Here is a 20,886-nt window from a genome sequence, read left to right as displayed (position 1 = left end):
ACCCGGCCCCGAGGGTGGTCTTGTCCTCACCCTTGCGGAACCACACCAACACCAGAAGCGCCTGGCAGAAGCACGTCAACGCCCTCGCACGGCGGCGAGTGCGCACCGCCCGACGTTCGGCGTGCAGAAGCCGCGCCACGTGTCGCACCAGTTCCCTGGGGACGTCAAGCCTGGCAGAATACGTGATCACGTGGGGCCCTCTCGGAGACCGATTCCGTCGCAAGAACCTGTCTACCGATGGCTCCACGTCCATATCCAGCGCCGTCCGGTATGGACGTTAAGCCCGTGTCATCCCACTCGGCCGCCGAACCTTGCTGAGATCACCTCAGTGAATACGGCGCAGAATCCAAGGTCAACGAGCAATAGTCAAGACTTGTGATGAGAAATGTTGACCTCGATCCGTCAGAGGGTTTTGATCCCTCGTCATCCGTTTCGGTTTGACCTTTTTGTTCCCCGAGGCGGAGTGTCGGGTGGCCGCGTGTCGCTGCGGACGCGCCGGGTCTCCGGGACCGGTGCGGGTTTCTACTGGTAGGGGCGGTCGGCGGGGGTCATGCTCGTCGCACGAGCACCCATCGAGCACCCAACCGACCACAGGGGACAGAAAAGCAGAGGGGCCTGACCGCCATTCTGGCAGGTCAGACCCCTTTTGATCTTGTGCGCCCGAAGGGACTCGAACCCCAACCTTCTGATCCGTAGTCAGATGCTCGCGGACCTGATAGTCATCGAGCCCGGCGGCCATGATGAGCGCGACGGTGGCGATCTCGAAGGGCTGGACGCACTCTCTAGATGCGGCGTCTCGTATCGGACTCGTCCGACCGCTGCCCCGCGTGTTCTGCGCTGTCAGCGATGGCCTTGTCAGTCTTTGTGAGAGGGCTGTGAGGCTGGGAAGTGTTCGCCGGAGCTGACAGGGCCCGGTTTGGGGTGTGAGCGCATCGTGGCCGGCGAGCTCGCTGGCAGCTGGCCGGTCGATGTGGATCACCTCAGCTTGCTTGGTCAGTTGCCGCAGTGAGTGTCCTCGTTCCTGCGACCGCGGGTGCCATAGCTCCGCGGTCATGGGCAGATAGTGTCCGATCCGGTCGCCGTCGTCCGCCGCATCGCCTGGGACACGTGGCGATGGGCGGATGTGTGGTGTTCGGTCATGACGGTTGCCGACTATGGCTACCGCTCTCGGGGTCCCCACCAGGGCAGGATGGGTGGCAGGTCGGCCAGGGGGTTGCGGGGTGGTCTTGGCGCGGGGGACTCGTCGTCGCCGTTCCAGCGGCGGCCGTACTGGTCCGGTAGGTCGCCCCAGCCCTGGTACGGGGTGGGCTGGGCGGCCACGAGGCCGAGTTCGTCGAGTGGGTTGATGCGGTGGTCGGCGACGGTGCAGAGGTGGGTCCAGTCGTCGCCCATGTCGAAGGTGTAGGCGAACTGGTCGCCCGGGGTGAGTCGGCTCAGTGTGGTCCTGTCGCTGTCCACCGCGTCGTCCGGCATGTCTTCCCACGTTCGGAAGGAGCAGACGGGGGTCTGGTCGGCGAGGGTGAACAGCCGTAGGTGCGCGAGGTCCCAGCGGGCGAAGGCCAGGTCGATGGCCGTGCCCAGTTGCTCGAACGTGTGCGATCTGGCGGCGGCGAGGATCCGGCCCGGTCGGGGCCAGTGGTCCTCGCCTCGTCCGGAGACGGGTTCGACCCGTATCGACAACCACGTCCTGGCCACCGTTGACCTCCCGCTGCCGCTGCCGCTGGCCGGCCACGCTACCGCCGCTCCACGGGCCCGTACGCCAGGACACGCCTCGCACCGCTCGGACCCGGCGTGCTTCGTCGCCGGGTTCTGTCACCACGTCACCGCTTCTTCATGAGGGAGATCGATCATGCGATCGTCACGACGAACCCGAACCGCTATGCCCGCCACCGGTGAGGCGTCCCGCTGTGAGGAGCGGCAACCCTGGACCGTCGAGCGGATCCGCGCGCTGGGTCCGAGTACCGACCTCGCGACGGCCGCCGCGGTCCTGGGCATGTCCCGGTCGGCCGCTTACAAGCTGGCGCGCCGCGATGCGTTCCCCACGCCGCTGTACCGGGTCGGGGCCCACTACCGGGTACCGACCGCGCCGATCCTGGCCATGCTGCACCTACCGCATCCGACCGACCCCGGGCCCGACGAACGGGCCGCTGACGACCGCGGTGACCCGCCATGACCGCCTCACCGTGTCAGCCACGTCCCACGCGGTGCCCTTCGGCCTCGCCGGGGCCGAAGGGCTGACCCCGCCGGCCGCAGTGTCGACCCTGTCGGCGGCCGGTCCGTCGATGACTTGATCGTCGCGGCGTGTCACGCGTGGATGTCGATCGACAAACCGATGCCGCACCCCCAACCCGAGGAGCACCACACGCTATGCCAGACGGGAGCATCTTCAAGCGCTGCGGCTGCCGCCATCCCGATACCGGCAGGCCGTGGGGAAACGACTGCCCGAAGCTGCGTCGCCCGAACAAGGCCTGGAGTTTCGAGCACGGTCACTGGGCCTACCAGCTGGAACTGCCGGCCACCAGTGACGGCCGGCGTCGGCAGTTGCGCCGGTCCGGGCTGTCGACCCGCCGTGACGCCGCCGCCGAGCTGGACCACGCGCGGGCCCTGCTCGCCCTCGCCGACCGGGACCGGCGCCGCCGCACCGAGATCGCCGACCTGCTGCAGACCTGCGTGCGCGCGGGCCGGCCGCTGCCTGAGGTGGACCGGATCCGGCAACGGCTGCGCGGTGACGGTTCGCTGGCCGATATGGTCACCGTCGGCGAGTACCTCACCGAGTGGCTCACCCACCTCACCGTCGATGACAACACCGCGGTCGGCTACGAGTCGCTCACCCGGGTGCACCTGATCCCGCACCTCGGGGAGATCCCGCTGGACCGGCTGCGCACCGGCCACATCAGGGCCATGTTCGCCGCGATCGAACGCCGCAACCAGGACATCCTTGCGGCGAAGGCCAGCGCGGACCCTGACGTGCGCGCCTCTGTCGTGGGTGTGCGGCCCACGGGCGCGTCGACGCGGCAGCGCATCCGCGCCTGCCTGCGCAAGGCCATCAACGACGCCCTCGCCGAGGAGGTGATCGTCGGTTCCAACCCCGCCGCGCTGGTCAGGGTCCCCGCCGACCGGCCGGTGCCGATCGTGTGGGAGGCCGAACGCGTACAACGGTGGAAGGCCACCGGGAAGGTACCCGGACCGGTCATGGTCTGGACCGACGAACAGATCGTCGCGTTCCTCGACCACGCCCACGAACACACGCCCGACCTGTACCCGATGTGGCACCTCATGGCCTACCGCGGCCCCCGCCGCGGCGAGGCCTGTGGGCTGCTCGACGCCGAGGTCCGCCTCGACAAACGCGAACTGACGATCAACCACCAGATCGCCACCCACGGCTACACGCCGGTGCGCAAGAAGCCCAAGAGCAGAGCGGGCAACCGCGACCTCGCCCTCGACGCCGAGACGGTCAGGGTCCTCGCCGCCTACCGGGCCCGCCGCGCCCAGTGGCGCCTCACCGCCGGCCAGGCGTGGCCCGACACCGGCCTGTTCTTCGTCCGCCCCAACGGCCAGCCGTGGCACCCCAGCGGAGTCACCCAACGCTTCCGCAGACTCGTCCGCCAGGCCGGGTTCCCACCGATCCGCCTACACGACCTGCGACACAGCGCGGCCACCATCGCCCTCGACGCCGGAGTGGACATCAAGGTCGTCTCCGAACAACTCGGCCACTCCACCACCACCCTCACCCGCGACACCTACCAGAGCGTCACCAGAAAGATGCGCCACGACGCCGCCGACGCCGTCGCCAAGAAGATCCAACAGAGGCGGCCCAGAACCGCATAGCCACCCACGTACCGCCGTCGGCGGGTTCTACCGGCTCGGCTAGCGTGCCCGTCATGGTCGCGCGTCCGTCCGCCCGTGGTGCCAGCCGATGGCGGGCTCCGGCGGCACCGAAACTGCCGGCGTCGCCGGACCTCACCGCCGCCGGGGACCTGACCATCGGCGACGAGGCGACGTTCGAGCGGCTGGGCCTGGGCGACCTCGACCTGTCCGGGCGGTCGGCGGACGGGGCCGAGTTCAGCTGGTGCCGCTTCACCCGCACCGACCTCAGCGGCAGCCGACTGGAGGCGGCGCGGTTCACCGACTGCGTGTTCGAGGGTACGAACCTGGCGAACCTGCGGGCGCAGAGGTCGTCGATGCTCCGGGTGCGGCTGTCGACGGCGCGGATGACGGGCCTGCAGTGGGTCAACGGGGCGCTGCGGGACGTCACGATCTCCGACAGTCGGCTGGACCTGTCGTCGTGGCGGTTCACCACCTTCTCGAGCGTGGCGTTCGAGGGCTGCAACCTGACCCGGGCCGACTTCCAGAACGCGGACCTGCGCGGCGCCCGCTTCACCGACTGCGACCTGACCGGCGCGCAGTTCTCCCAGGCGAGCATGGACGGTGCCCGTTTCGCCCGCTGCGACCTCACCGGGACCGGCGGCGTGACCAGCATGACCGGCGCGATCCTCGCCCACCAGGACCTCATCGCCCTGTCGTACGCCCTCGCCGCAGCGTTGGGCGTCCGCATCGAGAACCCCGACGAGGAATAGGCCCACTGCGCCCGAGGCAGCATCCCGCCTGTTGCCGGAAGTGGCTGCCTGGGCGGGCGGGGGCACGTCTCTGGCGTCGTTCGCTGAGGCTGCGCCGGCAGCGTCGTGTCCGACGTCGGTGACGGTCTGCTCGTCGAGAGCGGCCATGATCTGCTCGACGAGCCGGTTACCCATGCGAGGTGCGTGGACGGTGGCGATCGAGAGCAGCTTGCGGCGGCCAGCCTTGCGCAGTCCGACCGGACCGCCGCAGCGCGACAGCAGCTCCAGGACTGCCTTGTGGTGGACCTTGGGGCCGAGAACTCGTTCCAGAGCGGGATGGATCTGTGTCAGCGAGCCACGGATCCGGTTCGACACGCGAGTGGCTTCGCCGGCGAGATCGTCGTCGAACCCGACCAGGACCTCCAGTTCGGCCAGAGTTTCGTCGCCGGTGTCGACCCGGCGCAGCGTGTGCGGAAGAGTGCGGGCCGCGTCGGCGATGACGAAGGCGTCGCGGGCGTCGGTCTTCGCGTTGCCGGGGTGCAGATCGGCGATCCGCCGCATCGCCAGGCCGGGCAGGTAGGCCACCCGATGGCCACACGCCCGAGCCACCGCGACCGGCAAGGCGCCGATCGAGGCAGGCTGGTCAACCACCACCAGGACCCGACCATGACGGGCCAGTTTGTCGAACAGCTGCCTCAGCCGGCACTCAGTATTCGGCAACGCCGCGTCGTGCAGCCGCTTGCCGTCCGGAGCCAAACCGACCGCGTGGTGATCACCCTTACCAACGTCCAAGCCCAGGAAGACGCCATATCCGTCGTGCACCGCACCCGCCTCCACGCATCGCATCGTGGCCCTCGGCCGCAGTCAGGGCGTCGGACTGCCGGCAGCCACGTTACGAAGAGACCTACCCCAACACAGGTGGCCGTGTCCCTATCAGCGGTCCGCCGACGCCACCCGACCCGGCGACAACACCCCCCGGATCATCGAAACGACAGGGGCAGGAAGTCATACCGGGCCGGGCGACCGAGGAGTCCCCGGCTGGGGACGATCAAAAAGGTAACGGGCCACTCGGCGATGGTCTGGACGAGAGACCGCGCCCGGATCTGCTGCGGCGTCACGTAAAGCGATGGTCCATCAGGGGCCGTCAAGGGAGAGGAGACGCGTCGTGCGCAGCATCTCCGTCATCTGCTGGCATCGGGCGTCCTGAGCACCTCGACGTCGTCGACGTGGCCTACGAGGCCGGGGCGCTCAAGATCGGTATCCACGACGAGGACGACGACGTGGAGTACGGCGCCGACGAGGTCACGCTGGTCGTCAAGCGCCAGGCCAAGGTCACCGTCCCCGCGGATCCCGCATTCGCGTTCCTCGGCACGCCCGGCGTGTCCCAGGTCCGAAGATGAAGCCGGCATCCTCACCGACGACTCCTTGACGCTCTCCGTCCGGCCGGTCAGCGGTCCCGGCCGCGGCAGTTATTGCCGTAGCATCGTCCAGCTGCCAGGTGGTGACTTCAGCACCCGTTCAACCGTCGCGACTATTCGTACGGCTCGGCGGGTGCGGGGATCTTCTCCCATGACTCCACCTGGAAGTAGGGGAGGTCGGCGTCGTTGACGGGGTCCTTGGCGGTGTGCGGGATCCACCGGCCGGTGGCGCGTATCCAGGTGTTCGCCGGCCCCTCGGGCATGTCGCCGTGCAGGCCGACCTTGACGGGGATGCCGTCGGCGGCGCAGCAGGCCAGCACGATGCGGGCGAGCATCGGCTCGCCGTCCGGGCCGGGGGCGAGGAAGCCGGTCAACTGGATGCGCCGGCCCTGCAGCGTGCGGCCATGGTCGTAGACCGCTCGGTAGCCGTACTCGAGAAGGGACAGCTCGGCCGGGTCGTCGGGCGGCAAGGGCGGGTAAGCGACGTCCCGGCGGTCGGTCAGGGCGGAACCGGCGCGGGCCGCGGTGTCCGCGCCGAGCGCCGGCGGTACGACGAAGAGCAGCGCGAGCGCCGGGAGCAGCAGCAGCCAGCCGACGGCGGGACCGGAACGGCCGTGGCCATGCCCGTCGTCGTCCGACTGACACTCGGGCCGGTTGAGGTGGCGCAGTTGCTGCCCGAGCGCCACCAGCGCGGTGATGACCAGCAACAGACCGGCGGCGATGAGGAACGGGCGCAGTCCCTGTTTGACGTAGCGCAGGTAGAGGTCGGTGAGGCTGGCGCGGAGGATCGCGCCGCCGAGAACGACCAGCACCACAGCCTGGGTTCCGCGGCTCACCAGATCACCGTCCCGAGTCCTGCCGCGACGAGCACGGCGAGGGCGAAGGTCGCCGGGGCGAAGCGGACGGCGAACCGGCTACCGAAGATGCCGGTCTGCATGGATATCAGCTTGAGGTCGACCATCGGACCGACCACGAGGAAGGCCAGTCGGGCGGTCAGGGAGAACTGGGACAGCGAGGCGGCGACGAACGCGTCGGCCTCGGAGCAGATGGACAGCAACACCGCCAGGGCGGCGAGGGCGAGGACCGACAGCACCGGCCGGGCCGCGAGATCGTGCAGGAACTGCTGCGGTACGACCACGTTGATCGTCGCCGCCGCCATAGCACCGACCACCAGGAAACCGCCCGCGTGGATCACATCGTGCCGGCAGGCCATCCAGAAGGCAGTCATCCGGGGTAGCTCGTCGAGGTGGGCACGGTGCGGCAGGCGGATCAGGTCGGCGCGACCCAGCCGCAGCCACAACCAGCCCATCAGCAAGGCGACCAGGAGGCTGGCGCCGCCGCGGGCGGCGACCATCTCCAGGTTGCGGGGAAACGCGATCGCGGTGGCGGTGAGCACGATCGGGTTGATCGCCGGTGCGGCGAGCAGGAACGCCAGCGCCGCGGCGGGGGTGACGCCCCGGCGGATCAACGACCCCGCGATCGGCACTGACCCGCACTCGCAGCCGGGCAGCACCACTCCGGCCATGCCCGCCACCGGCACCGCGAGCGCGGGATGGCGGGGCAGGGCACGCGCCCAGAACGAGCGGGGCACGAACACCGCGATGACGGCGGACAGCACCACGCCAAGACGAGGAACGGCACCGCCTGGACCATCACCGACACGAAGACCGTCAGCCAGGTCTGCAGCCGCGGGTCGGCGACCAGCGTCGCAATCTGCCGGTGCAGCACGCCGACAAGGATGAGCAGGAAGCACAGCACCTCGGTGGAACCGACCCCCCGCTCGCGGTCGGACGTCGTCGGCCCGGCGGATGGAACCGTTGGTGCCTGCGGTTCGGGCCGCACGGGCGAGGCAGGATCGGCGGTGCTCAGACGGATCACCTCTCAGCGTCGACGGCCGCACCCTACAGTGACTATTTGATTACATTCCGCCTATTGCGCAACGATGCCCGTCCTCGTCGGCGACGAGGACGGGCATCGTGTGTGTCGGTCAGTTCACAGTGCCGACGGATACCGCGCCGCGGCCGATGACCGCGCCCTCGTCGGTGACGAGGTTGAGCTCACCAAACAGCTGCCGGCCCTCGGCCGGTGCCGCGTCGACGGTCACGCCACCGGTGATGGTGGTGCTGGCACCGTTAGCCAGCGACGCCGTGGCGCCGGGTGCGGTGACCTGGCCCAGGGCGGGGGAGTAGAACACGTCCCGGTAGTCGAACTGCGTGGTTCCGGCCGGCACGGCGTACCCGTCGACCTGCACCGTGTAGGTGCCGGGCTCGGGGTTCGGGATCGAGACCGACTCCTCGGAGTCGCCATCGGCGGACTGGCCCACCTCGATGCCGTCGCGCAGGACGGTCAGGTCCAGGTCGGCGGCCAGGTCGCTGGTGTTGCCGATGGCGACGTCGAGCCGGGTGGCGCCCTCGGGCACCTCGACGGTGTAGGTCTTGCGCTCACCGTCGGCGATGCTGTCCCGGGAGGAGGCCGAGCTGCCCAACGGGCCGCCCTGACCAGTGATCACCACTGGGCCGAACTTGTTGGTGACCGTCCAGGTGACCGGCGTGGATTCACCGGCGGTCACGCTCGGCAGCGTCACCACGGTCGGCTCCACCTGCACACCCTGAACCCGCGCCGTGAGCTGGAAGGGGTTGTTCAGCGACGGCGACGTACGCCGGGCCTCCACCTCGATCTCCCAGATTCCGGGCATCGGGTTGGCGTAGTCCCGCTCCTGCGGCTTGCACGCCGCCACGTCGGAGTAGTTGGTGTAGCAGGCGGTGCTGGCGGTGCTCTCCACCGGCACACCCCAGGGGTTGACGGCGATGAACCGGGTCTGGGAACCGGTGGCGATGCCGGACAGGTTCACCTGCAGCGCCGCCGCCCCCTCGGGGACCGAGACGAAGAAGCTGGTCGTCGAGTTGCGGTCTACGCTGCCGGAGCCGGAGAACGCGTACGCCGGCTTGGCGGGCGCCGCGGCGGCGACGACGGTGTTCAGGACCTCGAAGTCGACCACCTTGGTCTTCGGATCGTCGATGCGCAGGATGGCTCCGTGGGCACCAGCCTTCGGGGTGGCCGTCACCGGGATGGAGACGGCCTTGTTCAGCGGCAGGTCCACCGACGTCGGGGCGCGGAATGTCCCGTCGTTGCCCCGCCACTGCAACTTGTGACGGATCACGCCGCCCGGACCGCTGGTGCGGGTGACCCTTACCTGGTAGGTGCGCGCCTGGCCGACCTTCTGACCGCCCTGCCCGGGGGCGCAGCGGTTGTAGACGCCGGCGCCCCGGCCGGGGGTGGCGAGGAAGTCGGAGATCGGCGTGCACACCGGCGCGCTCGCGGTGTAGCTGCGCGGGGTGACGGGCTTGGCCAGCAGCTTCCAGGCACCCGGCACGTCGAGCAGGCCGTTGCCCTGCGCGTACGCGGGCTCGCCCTTGATCCACGAGGCCGAGCTGACCATGGCCCGCCGCAATGCCGCAGGGGTGACCCCGGTGTCGGTCGCCTTGGCTGCGGACAGCAGCAGCGCCGCACCGCCGGTGGCCTGCGGGGAGGCCATCGAGGTGCCGTTGAACATGGCGTAGCCCGGCGGCAGCGCGTAGCCGGCCTCGGGGGTCGGTGAGCCGGCCTGCCACAGCGGGATGGTGGAGATCGCCGAGCCGGGCGCGCTGATGGTGGGTTTGAAGCCGCCGTCCTCGCGCGGCCCGCGGGAGGAGAACGGATGCAGCTGGTACGGCCGGCGGGTCACCGAGCCGTAGTTCGCCCGCCAGGTCTCCCGGCTGATACTGGAGGCGACGCTGACCACGTTGTCGGCGACGGACGGGTCACCCACGGTGTTGACGCCCGGGCCGGAGTTGCCGGCCGAGATGAACATCTGCACGCCGTAGTCGTTGATCAGCCGGTCGTACAGTTCTGCGCGGGCGTTGTTGGCGTCGTTGAGCGCCGGTAGGCCGCCGATGGACATGTTCACCACGTCCACCTTTCGGTTGACCACGAGGTCCACCATGCCGGTGGTCAGCGCCGCCGCGGTGCAACCTCCGCCCCAGGTGCAGGCCCGGGAGGAGACCAGCTTCGCGCCCGGCGCGGCACCGTCGAAGCGCGTGTTGCCGAGCATGTCGTTGGCCGCAGTGATGCCCGCGACGTGCGAGCCGTGCGCGTCCTCGACGATGCCGATGTTGACGAAGTCCGCGTTCTGGCCGGGCAGGCCCGCCGGGCCGAGGTCAACGTCCTCGCGGTACTCGACCACGAACGGCATCTGCTCACGCACCGCCGTGGCGGGATCGTCGGTGCCGAAGTGCCCGACGTCGAAGCGCTCCTTGTAGGGGCGCATCACCGGGTTGTCGGTGAAGTCGCCATCCTGGTCAGAGTCCACCCGAATGTCGTGGCTGGCCGGGTCGTAAAGGATGCCGAAGCTGTCGGAGCTGTCGCCGTCGCGGTTGACATCACCACCGGGCTCGCTGCCCTCGGTGATCTTCTCGTTGAAGACGTTGAACAGCCAAGTGCCGGCCGGCGCGGTCCACTGGCGTCCGGCGGCAGTGAACGATGGACCGGTCACCTCGCTGCGCATGGCCCGCCAGGTCAGATCTCCCTCCAGCAGCGGGTCGGTGGCGGTCACCCAGTCGACGATCTTCCGCTCACCGGTGGAGGTCGTCTGCAGAGCGGGATGGTCCAGGTCGACGCCGGAGTCCATGATGCCGATGGTGACGCCCCGGCCGTCCCACGTCGGGTGCGCCTTCTTGAAGGACACCGCGCCGGTCTCTCCGGTCGGCATGTAGGGGTTGTCGGCCGGAGTCGAGGCTCCCGGACCCGCGACAGCGGCCTGCCCGGTAGCCCGCTGTCCGGGCAGGGACTCCGCCCGCGGATCCGGCAGCGTGATCGACTCGTTCAGGTCCAGCGCCGAGACACCGGGCAGCTTGGCGGCCTTGACGACCTTGTCCGTCGGAACCTGTGCCAACACGTAACCGACCTGGTCGACCCGGTGGGTCACGGTGCCGCCGAGCTTGCGGATCTCAGCAATGACCTGACCGGCCTTGCCCTTGTCGGTGGCGACGATGACGGTCACCACCGGCTTGCGCTGCGCCTGGGCGTCGGCGAGCAGCCCGGCGTCGTGGCTGCCCAGCGCGTCGGCCGACGCTTCCTTTGGCACCTCCGGCGCCGGCACCGGAGGTGCCAAAGGCCCGGCCGTTGCCGGGTTCGCGCCGGTCAGCGCGACGGCGCTGGTGGCAACGGTGGAGGCGAGTAGGGCGGCGAGGCCCCGCCTGCCCCACGGGGACGGATGTCTCACGGGCGGATTCCTCCCAGAGCGAGCGCCCGGTGACGGGCGCGACTGAAGAGGATCCTCCGCTCATCGAAAGCCATTGTCACTAAGCGCACGAGACGTTGTGACCAGGCCGTAACCAGACCGGGTTTCGGCGTCACACAGGCGCCTGAGTCGAGCATGGCAGGTGCGAGGGATGCCAGCATCGGCCCAAGTTGGACGCCCGGCTCGCATCAGCGCAGCACTGCTAAGGTCGGCGAGACTATGAAACATATGCGCAATGCATAATGGGTACGGATGCCAGATGACCCACGGCGAGGCGGAAGACCACACCGCCAGACACCCGCAGCGGGCCGGCCACGGAGCGGAAGGGAGACGTTGAACGGTGAGCCAGGCGACGACCGGTATGACCCGCAACACCCGCCAACGCGCCGAGGTGCTGGCGTTGTTGCGCGAAGTCGACGGTTTTCACAGCGCCCAGCAGCTGCACCAGATGCTTCTGGATCGTCAGGCGCGCGTAGGCCTGACCACCGTCTACCGGACACTGCAGCTGTTGGTCGATACCGGCGAACTCGACTCCACCAAACTGCCGGGTGGAGAGCAGCTGTACCGGCGGTGCAGCCAGAGCCGCCACCACCACCACCTGGTGTGCCGCGACTGCGGTCGCACGGTCGAGGTCGCCGGGTCGGCCGTGGAGCGGTGGGCCGACCAGGTCGCCAGGCAGCACGGCTTCACCGACGTCGGCCACACCATGGAGATCTTCGGCACCTGCGGCACCTGCGCCGCTTGAACCCCATCCTGTGGTGGATCCGCTCACCGTCGTCGAACGCCTGCGGTAGGTCCGAGACCATCCCGCACCTACCAGCCGTGCAGGGCTTCGCTGCTGAACCGGTCGATCGTGCGCGGCGTGGTCGCCGGTCGCCTCGACGAGGAACAGCAGATGCGTAGGCCCGGAAGCACGGCGGCCGCCGCCACGGCCGTCTGGCGCCGATGCGGCGGACCGACGGGCGCACGGCAACCAGCCGACAAACGTACGCGTCGATGCGCCCAAGGCCTGCACGCGACGGTGCCGACGGCGATCCGGCGGGTCACCCCGAGCAGGTGCGAGGCGAAGGTCGTCGCCGAGGGGTGCACCCCGTAGGGCGCAAGTGATGCTCGGTGATCCAGACACCTGCGTAGCCGGCATCCTCCGCCGCAGACCACAACGGCGCGCGTCCGACAGGGCCTCGGCGTGGCTGCTCGCCGGCCCATGTCCGGCGAGCAGGAACAGGTGAACTCCGCCTCGGTGGTGCCACGACGGTGGATTCTTCCTCGTCCCAGGGGACTGAAACGAACGTCGTTTCCGTTAGGCTTCCAGGGAGAGCGCGGGTATCCGTGCCGCTTGTCAACAATCATCGGTTCGGCTTGGCGCAGATCGCTCCGGCCGGCCACGACCTCGCCGGAGGATACGCCACCTGCGCCGGCAAGAACCGGGTGATTCTGTCGCTTGCGGGTCACTGCGCCGACACCGCGACCAGCGGCCGATGACAACCGAAGCGGAACTCATTATCGTAAAGACGTCCGCGAGGTAGGGGGTACCTCAGGTGTGGCGGACCCGGCCGGCGCGGCGTCTCTCTGCGGACGCACGTCGGCCGGCCTCGCGTCAGGAGCGACGCGAGGTGGAGTGATCCCGGAGCCGCCAGTGCAGACAGTAGCCAGAAGCATTAGCTGGCCCGGCGACGCCCGGCCCGTCGATCTGGACATCGAAGATCCACATGTCTTCCTGCATCGGTCAGGCCGAGTGTTCGGCGTGGTGCAGCACTTCCGTGATGAGTCGCCTGGTCGCTTCCCCCTGCAGCGTGTAGGCGACCTGTCGACCGCGACGCTTGCGCCGGACCAACCGGGCTTCCCTGAGGTACCGCAGGTGGCGGGCAACAACCGTCGAGTCCATCGACATGGCCTCCGCTAGGGAGGCCGGTGTCTGTTCGCCGTCCTGCAGTAGCACGAGGATGCGTATCCGGTGCTCGTACGCCATAGCCCGAAGCACGACGACTGCGCGGTTCAGGGCGCGGCTCATCTCGTCGAGGTGTGCGACGCTCATGCTGACGCCCGCAGCCGGACGGTCGCTGTGAGTCCGGGTTCGAGCAGCCGGGACCGCATTGGGTGTAGCACGACGTGGACATCAATGGGTCCGGCCAGTTCGCTGGCGAGCAGCATCTCGGCCCTTGCCCGGTGTACCTCGTCATCCCACCAGTTGTTCATGGGCGTTCTCCTTCACGCTTCGGGAGGGGGATCCGCTCGTGGCTGCGCCGCGTACGCAGCTCACCCAGCAGGGGGGGGGCGGCCGCTTGCCGAGCATGAGCAGCAGAACGGCGGCGCGGCCGAGGGCAGGGAGATTCCGCCGTCGGCCGGCCCGTCCCGCCGGTCGGTGCTCGGTGGCTGGCCAGCGTGGGAGGTGCCGGCACCAATCGGCCCCACCGCGGTAGCCGACACTCACCCGGGTGTAGCGAAGGGCGGCGTCGGTCGCCACGACATCGTCCATGGCAGCCGGCCAGGGCCGTGACGATGACCAGGGCGTCTGCCGGCCTGGCTGGCGGCCGCCTCGGCGGAGGTGTCGACGTTGGAGATGACCGGGTTGCCAAACAGCAGCATGTACCGCTCAACGTGTTGGCCGAAGGCGTCGTGGCTGGCCCCGGGCTTGCGCTGATCGGCGGCGATCCTGGCGAAGGCTGCCTCGTTGCCGGAGTCGAGCTCGATGCTTCACGAAGACACTCTCATTCCTACGAACCGGAATGATAGTCGTTATCGTCAAGTATCGTCGAATAGCAAGATGGGCATACGTCCATGCATTTCGAGACGGGCGCTCGGGATCGGGTGGCCGGCCCTCAGGCTACGGCCGCCAGCGCCGCATGCCTGCCACATCGCCAGAGAACTCCGGCCTCGCCGAATCCGGCCTCACGAGCGGCGGTGGCATGCCATGACGCGGGAGCGGTGAACCCTATCGGCAGGCGGCTCTCGAAGATCGCCGCCCGCTGCGCCAGCAGCGGGCGTAGCGAGTCCATCTTCCCGATGCCGTTCCACCACTGTGCCCAGGCCACCTCCGCAGCGGCTTCGTCCGGGGCGGGATTCAACGCGCCCATCAACGACGGTAGTCCCTCATCAGGCATGAGGTCCGCGACGAAGAGCAGCCCACCGGCTGCCAGGCAACGACGGGCGTCGTCGTAGAATGCGCGCACCTGGGGCGCCGGCAGGTAGTGCAGAGTCATGACCACCGTGACCAGGTCGTAGCCGCCACCTGCACGGTCCACCCAGTCCGGAACCGACAGATCGCCCTCCAGCGCTCGCACCTCGCCCCTTAGGGCGCTCCGCGCCAGCGCGAGCAGCACCGGATCGATGTCCATGAGGGTGACTGCGGCATCGGTCCACCGCCGGGCCATGCGCTCGGCAAGCAGCCCCGGCCCGCCGCCCAGATCGAGCACCCGGCCGGGTGCCCGGCCGCGAACAGCCTCGGTAGCGCGGCACAGCGTCTCTTCGAGACTGGCGAGATGCGGCACGAATCTCCCCATGACGTGGGCCCAGCTTTCGCGCCAACGGACGGCTTGGTGACGGTCGAGCACGATGCCGGACGCGTGGGTGGGCGTTGCCATGGGTGAACTCCGGGACGACGCGCGGACATGAGGCCACCCATCAACGGAAGCCATTTCCGGCAGGATAAGCGCTCCGAGACCGAAGAGCCCGCGTATCTCGGTTCGTGTCAGTCAATCGTGGTCGAGCTCGGCCAGGACCGACAGGAGCCGGTCCACCTCCTCGGCCGTGTTGTAGACGTGCAGGCTCGCCCGCACGGATGCCGTCTTCTCACCTTGGTCGCCCTGGCAGTGACCGTCCGCGCGGACCAGAAGTCCGTGCGCGGCCAGAATGAACCCTAGGTCGTTCGACCCGATCAGACGGTGGCGAAAGGCCACGATGCCCTGGCGCTGCTGCACCGGGGAGTCTGTGGCCAGGCTGCTCTGGCAGCCCAGCACCTCGAAGCTGGACAGCCCACGCAGCCCGTCGGTGAGCCGTGCGCCGAGCGCGGTGTTCCAGCGAGCGATACGGTCCATACCCGCGGCGTCGAGCCAGTCCAGGGCGGCAACCAGGCTGATGATGCCGCTGGTGTTGGGGGAGCCGTCCCAGCCGGCCGGCAGGTAGGTCGGACCGCGCTGGTTGCGCGCCCAGATCGCACCGATGCCCGGCAACGCCATCGCCTTGTGCCCGGAGAACACCACGAAGTCGACGTCGGTCGCCGTGGTGGACAGCGGCAGGTGTCCGACGCCCTGCGCGGCGTCGAGGCAGATCGGGACGGTCGGTCCCGCTGCCGCGCGCAGCCTGTGCACGTTCATGTCGTTGCCGTAGACGTGGTGCACGTGGGTCGCGGCGATCAGGCGCGTGCGGTCGCTGATCATCGACGCTAGCCGGTCGGTGTCGTAGTCGTGGGCGGCGTCGTAAGGCATTGCCCGGACGCCGAGGGAGATGCCCTGATGGCGGAGCAGCTCTGCGGTTTCCAGCCAGGGTGCGTTGTTCGCAGCGTGATCGGCGAACGGCACGATGATCTCGTCACCACTGCGCAGCTGCGGGGCCAGCCAGTCGCGGGCGATGTTGCGCAGTCCCTCGGTGGTGCCGCTGACGAAGTGCACCCCCGAACGCTGCGGTACCGGGTCGTCGAGGAAGCGACGCAGCCGGTCGCGAGCCTGCTCGATGCGGGTGGTGGTCCGGTTCGCCCACGGGTACGTGCCCCGGGCCGCGTTGGCGTTGCCCGTCGTCAGATAGGTCAGGACGGCGTCGAGGACGGCCTGCGGCTTCTGCGAGGTGGCGGCACTGTCCAGGTACGCCATGTCGGGGTTGGCGATGATAATCGGGAACTGCCTGCGCAGCTTCTCCTGCCATGGGCGCAGTTCGTCGAGAACATCCATGTCAGTCGCGTACGAGCTCAGCGCCGGCGTCACGCCAGGCGATGATCCCGCCGTCGAGGGAGCGCGCGTCGGGATGGCCCATCCGGGTCAGCAGAGCGGCGTAGCGGGCGGACTTCTCCCCCACGGGGCAGACCAGCAACACCGGTTGGCGGCGACCGAAGGGTAATCCGCCGTGAAGTAGCTCCGCGAAGAGTTCATCGACGATGTTGATCGAGCCGTCGATGTGCAGCGCCTGGTATGCGAACGGACTGCGCAGGTCGACCACCAGCCCTCGACCCTCGGCTATCCACCGCTCGGCTTCCGCGACCTGCATGGTCGCCGCCCGCCTGACGTCCGCGTCGGTCACCGTGCGCAGGGAGTTGCGCCGCGGTGGTCGGCCGAACAGCTCAGGGCGTCGCTCCCGCAGATAGCTCATGTAGCTCTCGACGCGGTCACAGACGATGAAGACGGCCGTACGGTGTTCGGTGAGCTGCGCGTCAATAGCGCGCAGGTGGCGTACGGCACCCTGGTAGGCGCCGCCTCCGGTCGGTCCGGCGAGCGTGCCGCATCGGCGGACGAGAGTCAGCAGACCATCGATGGCGTCGTCGGCGGTGATCGTCTCCACCGTGTCGTAGACATCGGGGTCGAAGAGGCCGACCTCGTGCACCTCGTCGATGGTGCGGATTCCCGGGATGAAGTCGGACTTGTGCGCCACCAACCCGACGACGCGCACGTCAGGATTGTGTTGGCGCAGCGCGGTCGCCACGCCGGTGGAGGAGCCGGCCGTTCCGACGCAGGCGATGAAGTAGTCCGGGGCGCGGCCGTCGAGATCCTTCACGATCTCCGGGCCGGTGCCGTTCAGGTGCGCATCGACGTTGAGCTCGTTGAAGTACTGGTCGGTGTGCAGGTAGCCGCCGCCGGACTCGGCGAGCCGGTGGTACATCCGCGTCAGCGGGTCGTCGGTGTCGGTGGGATCGAGGCACTCGGCCTGCCCGGGCAGCTCGTCGATCTCCGCGCCGAGCAGCAGCAGCAGGTCCTTGATCTCGGCGACCTTCATGCGGTTGGTAACGCTTCTGAACGAGAGCCCGTGCATGCCGGCGATGACGGCGAGAGCCTTGGCCGTGTTGCCGCTCGACAACTCGACGACGGTGTCGCCGCGCTCGACGGCCTGGGTGAGCAGGGGGCGGGCCATGTTCCAGGCGGCGCGGTCCTTCAATGAGCCGAACGGGTTGAGCAGCTCCATCTTGGCGTACAGGGTGATGTTTCGCAGACCGTGTACGGCGGGGTCGATTCGCACCAGCGGGGTGTTGCCGATGGCATCGGTCATCGTCTCGAATCTCACGGTGCCTCCGCACGATGGTGAACGGGCCAGTACTGTTCGTCGAGGCACCATCGCCACGCACCGTCGTTTCGAAACAGCGCGGCCTTGCGGCCGATCGGCTGGCGCAGCGCCTGCGTGGCACTGAAGTCCATCAGGTAACCGGCGGTGTTGACGAAAGCCAGCAGGTCGCCGGTGCGAGGCCGGGACGGCAGGAAGACCTTCCGTCGGGTGATGAGATCCGCTTCGAGGCAGAGGTTGCCGAACAGGTAGACCCCCACGGGCCCCGGACCGGCCGAGGTCGTCCGGTGAACGACGACCGGGTCCATCAGAACTCCGTGTTCCTCAAGGCTGACATCGCGTGCGTTGCAGTCCAGGCGCACGATCGTGTCGCCGTTGGCCTCGTCGCGTACCTCCAAGACGCTGGCCAGGACCAGGCCGCACTGGTCGAGCAGGGCCCGACCTGGCTCAAGGTGCAGCTCGTACATGTTGTCCAGGAGCAGTGTCCCGAGTGGGCGGCGCAGCTCGGGCGAGGTTGTCCGCAGCAGCCGATCGAGGTACGCGGGTCCGGAGAGCGGCCGGTGAGCGGGGTACAGATTCAGGGATCCCCGAACATGGCCCCCCTCGGCGCGTAACCCGTAACCGTGCCCGTTCCAGGTCAGCGGCGCTCGCCTGCCGAGCACCGCCTCGGTCAACGCGGAGGTGTACTGCTCCCACTGCGTACCGTCAGCGAGGTAGTCCACACCGAACCCGCCGCCGATGTCCACCGACCATGGCCGCAGCCCGCGTCGGCGGCATTCGTCCAGCGCCACGAGGCAGCCCTCCAGGGCCACGGCCTTCTCCGGCAGCCCGATCGTGTCGAGATGAAACGCCACTCCGACCAGATCCAGGGCGTCGGCGTGCTTCTCGATGACGTCGAAAACCTCGCTCGCTGCGGCGGCTGACACCCCGAAGCGGCTGCGGCGGCTGTTGAGCTGCGCGCCTGTCGAGGCGAAGCCCGACAGGCGCGCCATCACCCGTACGCGCGGCAGCGACCACTTCGTCACCAGCGTGGCGAGCGTGGCCAACTCGCCGACCGAATCAGCGCTGACGGTGATCCCGGACCGGGCGGCGAGCCAGAGGAACTCCTCGTTCTTCGGCCCGGTCGCCATGATTCGCTGCGGCACGAAGCCAGCACCGAGCGCGTGCTGCAGCTCGGCGAGCGACGCCACGTCGATGCCCGCGTCGGTGGCGGCGAGTTCGCGTACCAAGGCGCTGGATCGATTGGCCTTGTGCGCGAAATAGATCTGACCGGATAGTCGATGGGCGGAAAAAATCGAGCGAAAGGCGGCGACGTTGCCTGTCAACTGCTGGGGAAGAACCACTCCGAGTGGAGATCCCAACGCGTCGGACAATTGCGCCATCAAGGTGGTTTCGTCAAGCACCGACTGCACCGTCGGATCGATTCGCGGAGACAGGTAAAGGGGCAATTCGACTCCTCCGATGAGTCGTGGTGCCGCAGACGCCGCCACACCTCTCGCCGAAAACCTCGTGACGACGCCCTGCTTTAACGTAACCGATGTTCCGACGCTCGCCAAGAGGATGCAGATGAGCGACTCAGCGCCCCACCCGCGCATGCACAAGTGCGCATGTGTGGCGCCGTTTGTCAATGTATGCGTCGGCAGCCCAGCGGGTCTGACGGCCAGGAAGCTGGAGCCATTGCCTTTCTGGTCGGAACGGGCGTGCCGACTAACTTCGCTTTGGCGCTGGGCGATGGCCTGGGTCGGCCAGATGTGGTCGGGGTATTCGCTCGCGCACTCGTCGCGGTGGTCTGTGATCGGCGGATCGCTGCGTTACCTGACCCGCCGTGTGCTCCGTACGCGTTGGCCGCCGGGGTTGTGACCGAGAGACCGGCCGGTGCGGGCCCGTGAAAGATGCATGGAATCCAGGAAGGAGACCTGGGTCAGAAGGGGGATCGGTGGCGATGACCGCCCGGTCGTTCGAGTGCGGTCAGTTGCCGCCGCCATCCGGGACAGCGACACCGCCACGACACCGGTGCCGCCTCCACGGCGACCACGTCGGTGTTCGGAACGGCCGAGGCCAGCGCTTCGGTGCCGAGACCGTTGCCAGCACCCACGTCCAGCAGGTCGCGTCGCAACCGCGCTGTGCAGCGCCTCGGTCACCCGGCGTGCGCGGGGCCTACCGGGGCGGCTCGCTGAGCAGGTGCAGGTACTCCCGGAGATCGCGCACCCCGCTCCATAACAAACCTCTTCATCTTCCACTCGGCGATGAGGGCTGCGTCCACCGCACCTGCTCCACGGGGTCGCCCCGTGCTGGGCGGTGCCGAGTCAGTGCTCGTCGTAGTGGCCGCCGTGTGCCGCGTGTCGGTGGCCGTGGTGGATGTAGTCGAGGTGGTCGCCGTGCAGCACCGGAGAGTGGCCGCAGCCGTCCCCGTGGGCATGGTCGTGTTCTTCCGCGACCACGTGCTCGCTGGAAGTGCACTCGTCATAGTGATCATCGTGCGCCTGGTGCACGTGCCCGTCGTGGAGGTAGTCGGTGTGTCCGTTGTGCGAGACCGACACATGTCCACAGCCGTCACCGTGGCGGTGCTCGTGCTGCTCGGCGGGGTGGTGGCCCTCGGTTCTGCACTCGTCGTAGTGCCCGTCGTGCGCGTGGTGCAGGTGCCCCTCGTGCACGTAATCCACATGCCCGAGATGTTGCACGCTCGTATGTCCGCACTCCGGCCCGTGAGCGTGGCGGTGCTCGTTGGTGTGGATGGGGTGGTTGATGCCTGTGCTCATCTTGACCTCCTGAAAGTGTGGCTCGCTACCCAACGTTACATGCGTGAAGGCGCATCTGTTTGGTGATAGGCAACGTGATCACGTCGTTCTCGAAGGTGGCGACGGCCTGCGGCGGAGGCGAACCCAAGGGGGAAAAAGAAACGAAAATCAGTTCCGTTAAGATGGGCTCCGGTCCCTCGCTGAAGGAGATTCCCGTGGCCGTACCGAAGCGGAAGAAGTCCCGGTCGAACACCCGGCACCGGCGGGCGCAGTGGAAGGCCAGCGCGCCACAGCTGATGCCCTGTCCGTGTCCGCGTAGAGAGATGGTGGTGCCGCACCGGGCCTGCGCGCACTGCGGCCTCTACCGGGGACGTCAGGTGGTGGATCAGCCGTGACCGCCCGGTTGCCGGTGACGGTGCTGTCGGGATTCCTCGGCGCGGGAAAGACGAGCCTGCTCAACCACGTGCTGGCCAACCGGGACGGGCTGCGGGTGGCGGTGATCGTCAACGACATGAGCGAAGTCAACATCGATGCCACCCTGGTGCGCGACGGGGGAGCGTTGTCGCGGACGGAGGAGCGGTTGGTCGAGCTGACCAACGGCTGCATCTGCTGCACGCTGCGCGACGACCTGCTCGACGAGGTGGCCCGATTGGCGCGACTGGGCCGTTTCGACTACCTGCTGATCGAGTCCAGTG

At 68.6% G+C, this 20,886-nt stretch carries 16 protein-coding genes and 3 pseudogenes; 7 read left to right on the top strand and 12 right to left on the bottom strand.

Features of this window, described 5'->3' with window-relative positions; all coding sequences use genetic code 11:
• Window positions 1–1,158: 1,158 nt before the first annotated feature.
• Window positions 1,159–1,695, bottom strand: a complete 537-nt coding sequence (locus tag GA0070558_RS31725; protein WP_091286940.1) for an IS1096 element passenger TnpR family protein — start codon at window positions 1,693–1,695, stop codon at window positions 1,159–1,161.
• A gap of 184 nt (window positions 1,696–1,879) precedes the next feature.
• Between GA0070558_RS31725 and GA0070558_RS31720 the strand changes: the two genes are divergently transcribed.
• The 3 genes from GA0070558_RS31720 (at window position 1,880) to GA0070558_RS31710 (ending at window position 4,577) form a co-directional block, all read left to right on the top strand.
• Window positions 1,880–2,173, top strand: a complete 294-nt coding sequence (locus GA0070558_RS31720) for a helix-turn-helix domain-containing protein (RefSeq protein ID WP_091286937.1) — start codon at window positions 1,880–1,882, stop codon at window positions 2,171–2,173.
• Window positions 2,174–2,367: 194 nt separating this feature from the next.
• A complete protein-coding gene (locus GA0070558_RS31715) occupies window positions 2,368–3,828 on the top strand; it encodes a tyrosine-type recombinase/integrase (protein WP_091286935.1) in 1,461 nt (486 codons plus the stop codon).
• Between the two features lie 53 nt (window positions 3,829–3,881).
• Window positions 3,882–4,577 carry a pentapeptide repeat-containing protein gene (locus GA0070558_RS31710; RefSeq protein WP_141722400.1) on the top strand — a complete coding sequence of 232 codons (696 nt, stop codon included), beginning with the start codon at window positions 3,882–3,884 and terminating at the stop codon, window positions 4,575–4,577.
• 96 nt (window positions 4,578–4,673) lie between these two features.
• Here the strand turns inward: GA0070558_RS31710 and GA0070558_RS31705 are convergent.
• Window positions 4,674–5,402: pseudogene (locus GA0070558_RS31705) on the bottom strand (IS110 family transposase); the annotation flags it as partial.
• A 287-nt stretch (window positions 5,403–5,689) separates the two neighbouring features.
• On the opposite strand from GA0070558_RS31705, the pseudogene GA0070558_RS31700 reads away from it, so the two are divergent.
• Window positions 5,690–6,017 (top strand): annotated as a pseudogene (locus GA0070558_RS31700) (hypothetical protein); the annotation flags it as partial.
• Window positions 6,018–6,087: 70 nt separating this feature from the next.
• Here GA0070558_RS31700 and GA0070558_RS31695 read toward each other — a convergent pair.
• The 3 genes and pseudogenes from GA0070558_RS31695 to GA0070558_RS31685 form a co-directional block, all read right to left on the bottom strand.
• A complete protein-coding gene (locus GA0070558_RS31695) occupies window positions 6,088–6,810 on the bottom strand; it encodes a TIGR03943 family putative permease subunit (RefSeq protein ID WP_091286930.1) in 723 nt (240 codons plus the stop codon).
• A pseudogene (locus GA0070558_RS31690) lies at window positions 6,807–7,852 on the bottom strand (permease). Before GA0070558_RS31690 ends, GA0070558_RS31695 begins: the two are co-directional and overlap by 4 nt.
• 109 nt (window positions 7,853–7,961) lie before the next feature.
• Window positions 7,962–11,234, bottom strand: a complete 3,273-nt coding sequence (locus GA0070558_RS31685) for a S8 family serine peptidase (RefSeq protein ID WP_091286928.1) — start codon at window positions 11,232–11,234, stop codon at window positions 7,962–7,964.
• Between the two features lie 379 nt (window positions 11,235–11,613).
• Between GA0070558_RS31685 and GA0070558_RS31680 the strand changes: the two genes are divergently transcribed.
• A complete protein-coding gene (locus GA0070558_RS31680; protein ID WP_176734473.1) occupies window positions 11,614–11,997 on the top strand; it encodes a Fur family transcriptional regulator in 384 nt (127 codons plus the stop codon).
• A gap of 981 nt (window positions 11,998–12,978) precedes the next feature.
• On the opposite strand, the gene GA0070558_RS31675 is transcribed toward GA0070558_RS31680, so the two are convergent.
• The 7 genes from GA0070558_RS31675 to GA0070558_RS31650 form a co-directional block, all read right to left on the bottom strand.
• On the bottom strand, window positions 12,979–13,287 hold the full coding sequence (locus GA0070558_RS31675) for an ArsR/SmtB family transcription factor (RefSeq protein ID WP_256092245.1): 309 nt from the start codon (window positions 13,285–13,287) through the stop codon (window positions 12,979–12,981).
• Window positions 13,284–13,448 carry a hypothetical protein gene (locus GA0070558_RS33730; RefSeq protein WP_176734472.1) on the bottom strand — a complete coding sequence of 55 codons (165 nt, stop codon included), beginning with the start codon at window positions 13,446–13,448 and terminating at the stop codon, window positions 13,284–13,286. Before GA0070558_RS33730 ends, GA0070558_RS31675 begins: the two co-directional genes overlap by 4 nt.
• Before the next feature lie 623 nt (window positions 13,449–14,071).
• Window positions 14,072–14,833 (bottom strand): class I SAM-dependent methyltransferase, encoded by a 762-nt coding sequence (locus GA0070558_RS31670; protein ID WP_091286923.1) that lies wholly within the window; start codon window positions 14,831–14,833, stop codon window positions 14,072–14,074.
• Between the two features lie 111 nt (window positions 14,834–14,944).
• Window positions 14,945–16,168 (bottom strand): aminotransferase class V-fold PLP-dependent enzyme, encoded by a 1,224-nt coding sequence (locus GA0070558_RS31665; protein WP_256092244.1) that lies wholly within the window; start codon window positions 16,166–16,168, stop codon window positions 14,945–14,947.
• A complete protein-coding gene (locus tag GA0070558_RS31660) occupies window positions 16,137–17,441 on the bottom strand; it encodes a pyridoxal-phosphate dependent enzyme (RefSeq protein ID WP_256092247.1) in 1,305 nt (434 codons plus the stop codon). The genes GA0070558_RS31665 and GA0070558_RS31660 overlap by 32 nt, the downstream gene beginning before the upstream one ends.
• A gap of 11 nt (window positions 17,442–17,452) precedes the next feature.
• Complete coding sequence (locus tag GA0070558_RS31655) at window positions 17,453–18,901, bottom strand: type III PLP-dependent enzyme domain-containing protein (protein ID WP_256092243.1); 1,449 nt, start codon at window positions 18,899–18,901, stop codon at window positions 17,453–17,455.
• Window positions 18,902–19,759: 858 nt separating this feature from the next.
• Window positions 19,760–20,212 (bottom strand): hypothetical protein, encoded by a 453-nt coding sequence (locus GA0070558_RS31650; protein ID WP_091286914.1) that lies wholly within the window; start codon window positions 20,210–20,212, stop codon window positions 19,760–19,762.
• Between the two features lie 194 nt (window positions 20,213–20,406).
• On the opposite strand from GA0070558_RS31650, the gene rpmF reads away from it, so the two are divergent.
• Both rpmF and GA0070558_RS31640 read left to right on the top strand, forming a co-directional pair.
• Entirely contained in the window at window positions 20,407–20,586 is a 180-nt protein-coding gene (gene rpmF / locus GA0070558_RS31645; RefSeq protein WP_091286942.1) for a 50S ribosomal protein L32, read from the top strand.
• A partial coding sequence (locus tag GA0070558_RS31640; RefSeq protein WP_305119960.1) for a GTP-binding protein occupies window positions 20,583–20,886 on the top strand: 304 nt, incomplete at its 3' end. The genes rpmF and GA0070558_RS31640, both read left to right, overlap by 4 nt.

Origin of the sequence: Micromonospora haikouensis, assembly GCF_900091595.1 — a bacterium.
Lineage (GTDB): Bacteria > Actinomycetota > Actinomycetes > Mycobacteriales > Micromonosporaceae > Micromonospora > Micromonospora haikouensis.
This window is presented reverse-complemented; position numbering and strand designations above follow the sequence as displayed.

Excerpts from the sequence above, each read along its gene's own strand:
- GA0070558_RS31720 (WP_091286937.1), top strand. The coding sequence starts at position 1,880 with ATGCCCGCCACCGGTGAGGCGTCCCGCTGTGAGGAGCGGCAACCCTGG.
- GA0070558_RS31715 (WP_091286935.1), top strand. The coding sequence starts at position 2,368 with ATGCCAGACGGGAGCATCTTCAAGCGCTGCGGCTGCCGCCATCCCGAT.
- GA0070558_RS31710 (WP_141722400.1), top strand. The coding sequence starts at position 3,882 with ATGGTCGCGCGTCCGTCCGCCCGTGGTGCCAGCCGATGGCGGGCTCCG.
- GA0070558_RS31680 (WP_176734473.1), top strand. The coding sequence starts at position 11,614 with ATGACCCGCAACACCCGCCAACGCGCCGAGGTGCTGGCGTTGTTGCGC.
- GA0070558_RS31675 (WP_256092245.1), bottom strand. The coding sequence starts at position 13,287 with ATGAGCGTCGCACACCTCGACGAGATGAGCCGCGCCCTGAACCGCGCA.
- GA0070558_RS33730 (WP_176734472.1), bottom strand. The coding sequence starts at position 13,448 with ATGAACAACTGGTGGGATGACGAGGTACACCGGGCAAGGGCCGAGATG.
- GA0070558_RS31670 (WP_091286923.1), bottom strand. The coding sequence starts at position 14,833 with ATGGCAACGCCCACCCACGCGTCCGGCATCGTGCTCGACCGTCACCAA.
- GA0070558_RS31660 (WP_256092247.1), bottom strand. The coding sequence starts at position 17,441 with ATGACCGATGCCATCGGCAACACCCCGCTGGTGCGAATCGACCCCGCC.
- GA0070558_RS31650 (WP_091286914.1), bottom strand. The coding sequence starts at position 20,212 with ATGAGCACAGGCATCAACCACCCCATCCACACCAACGAGCACCGCCAC.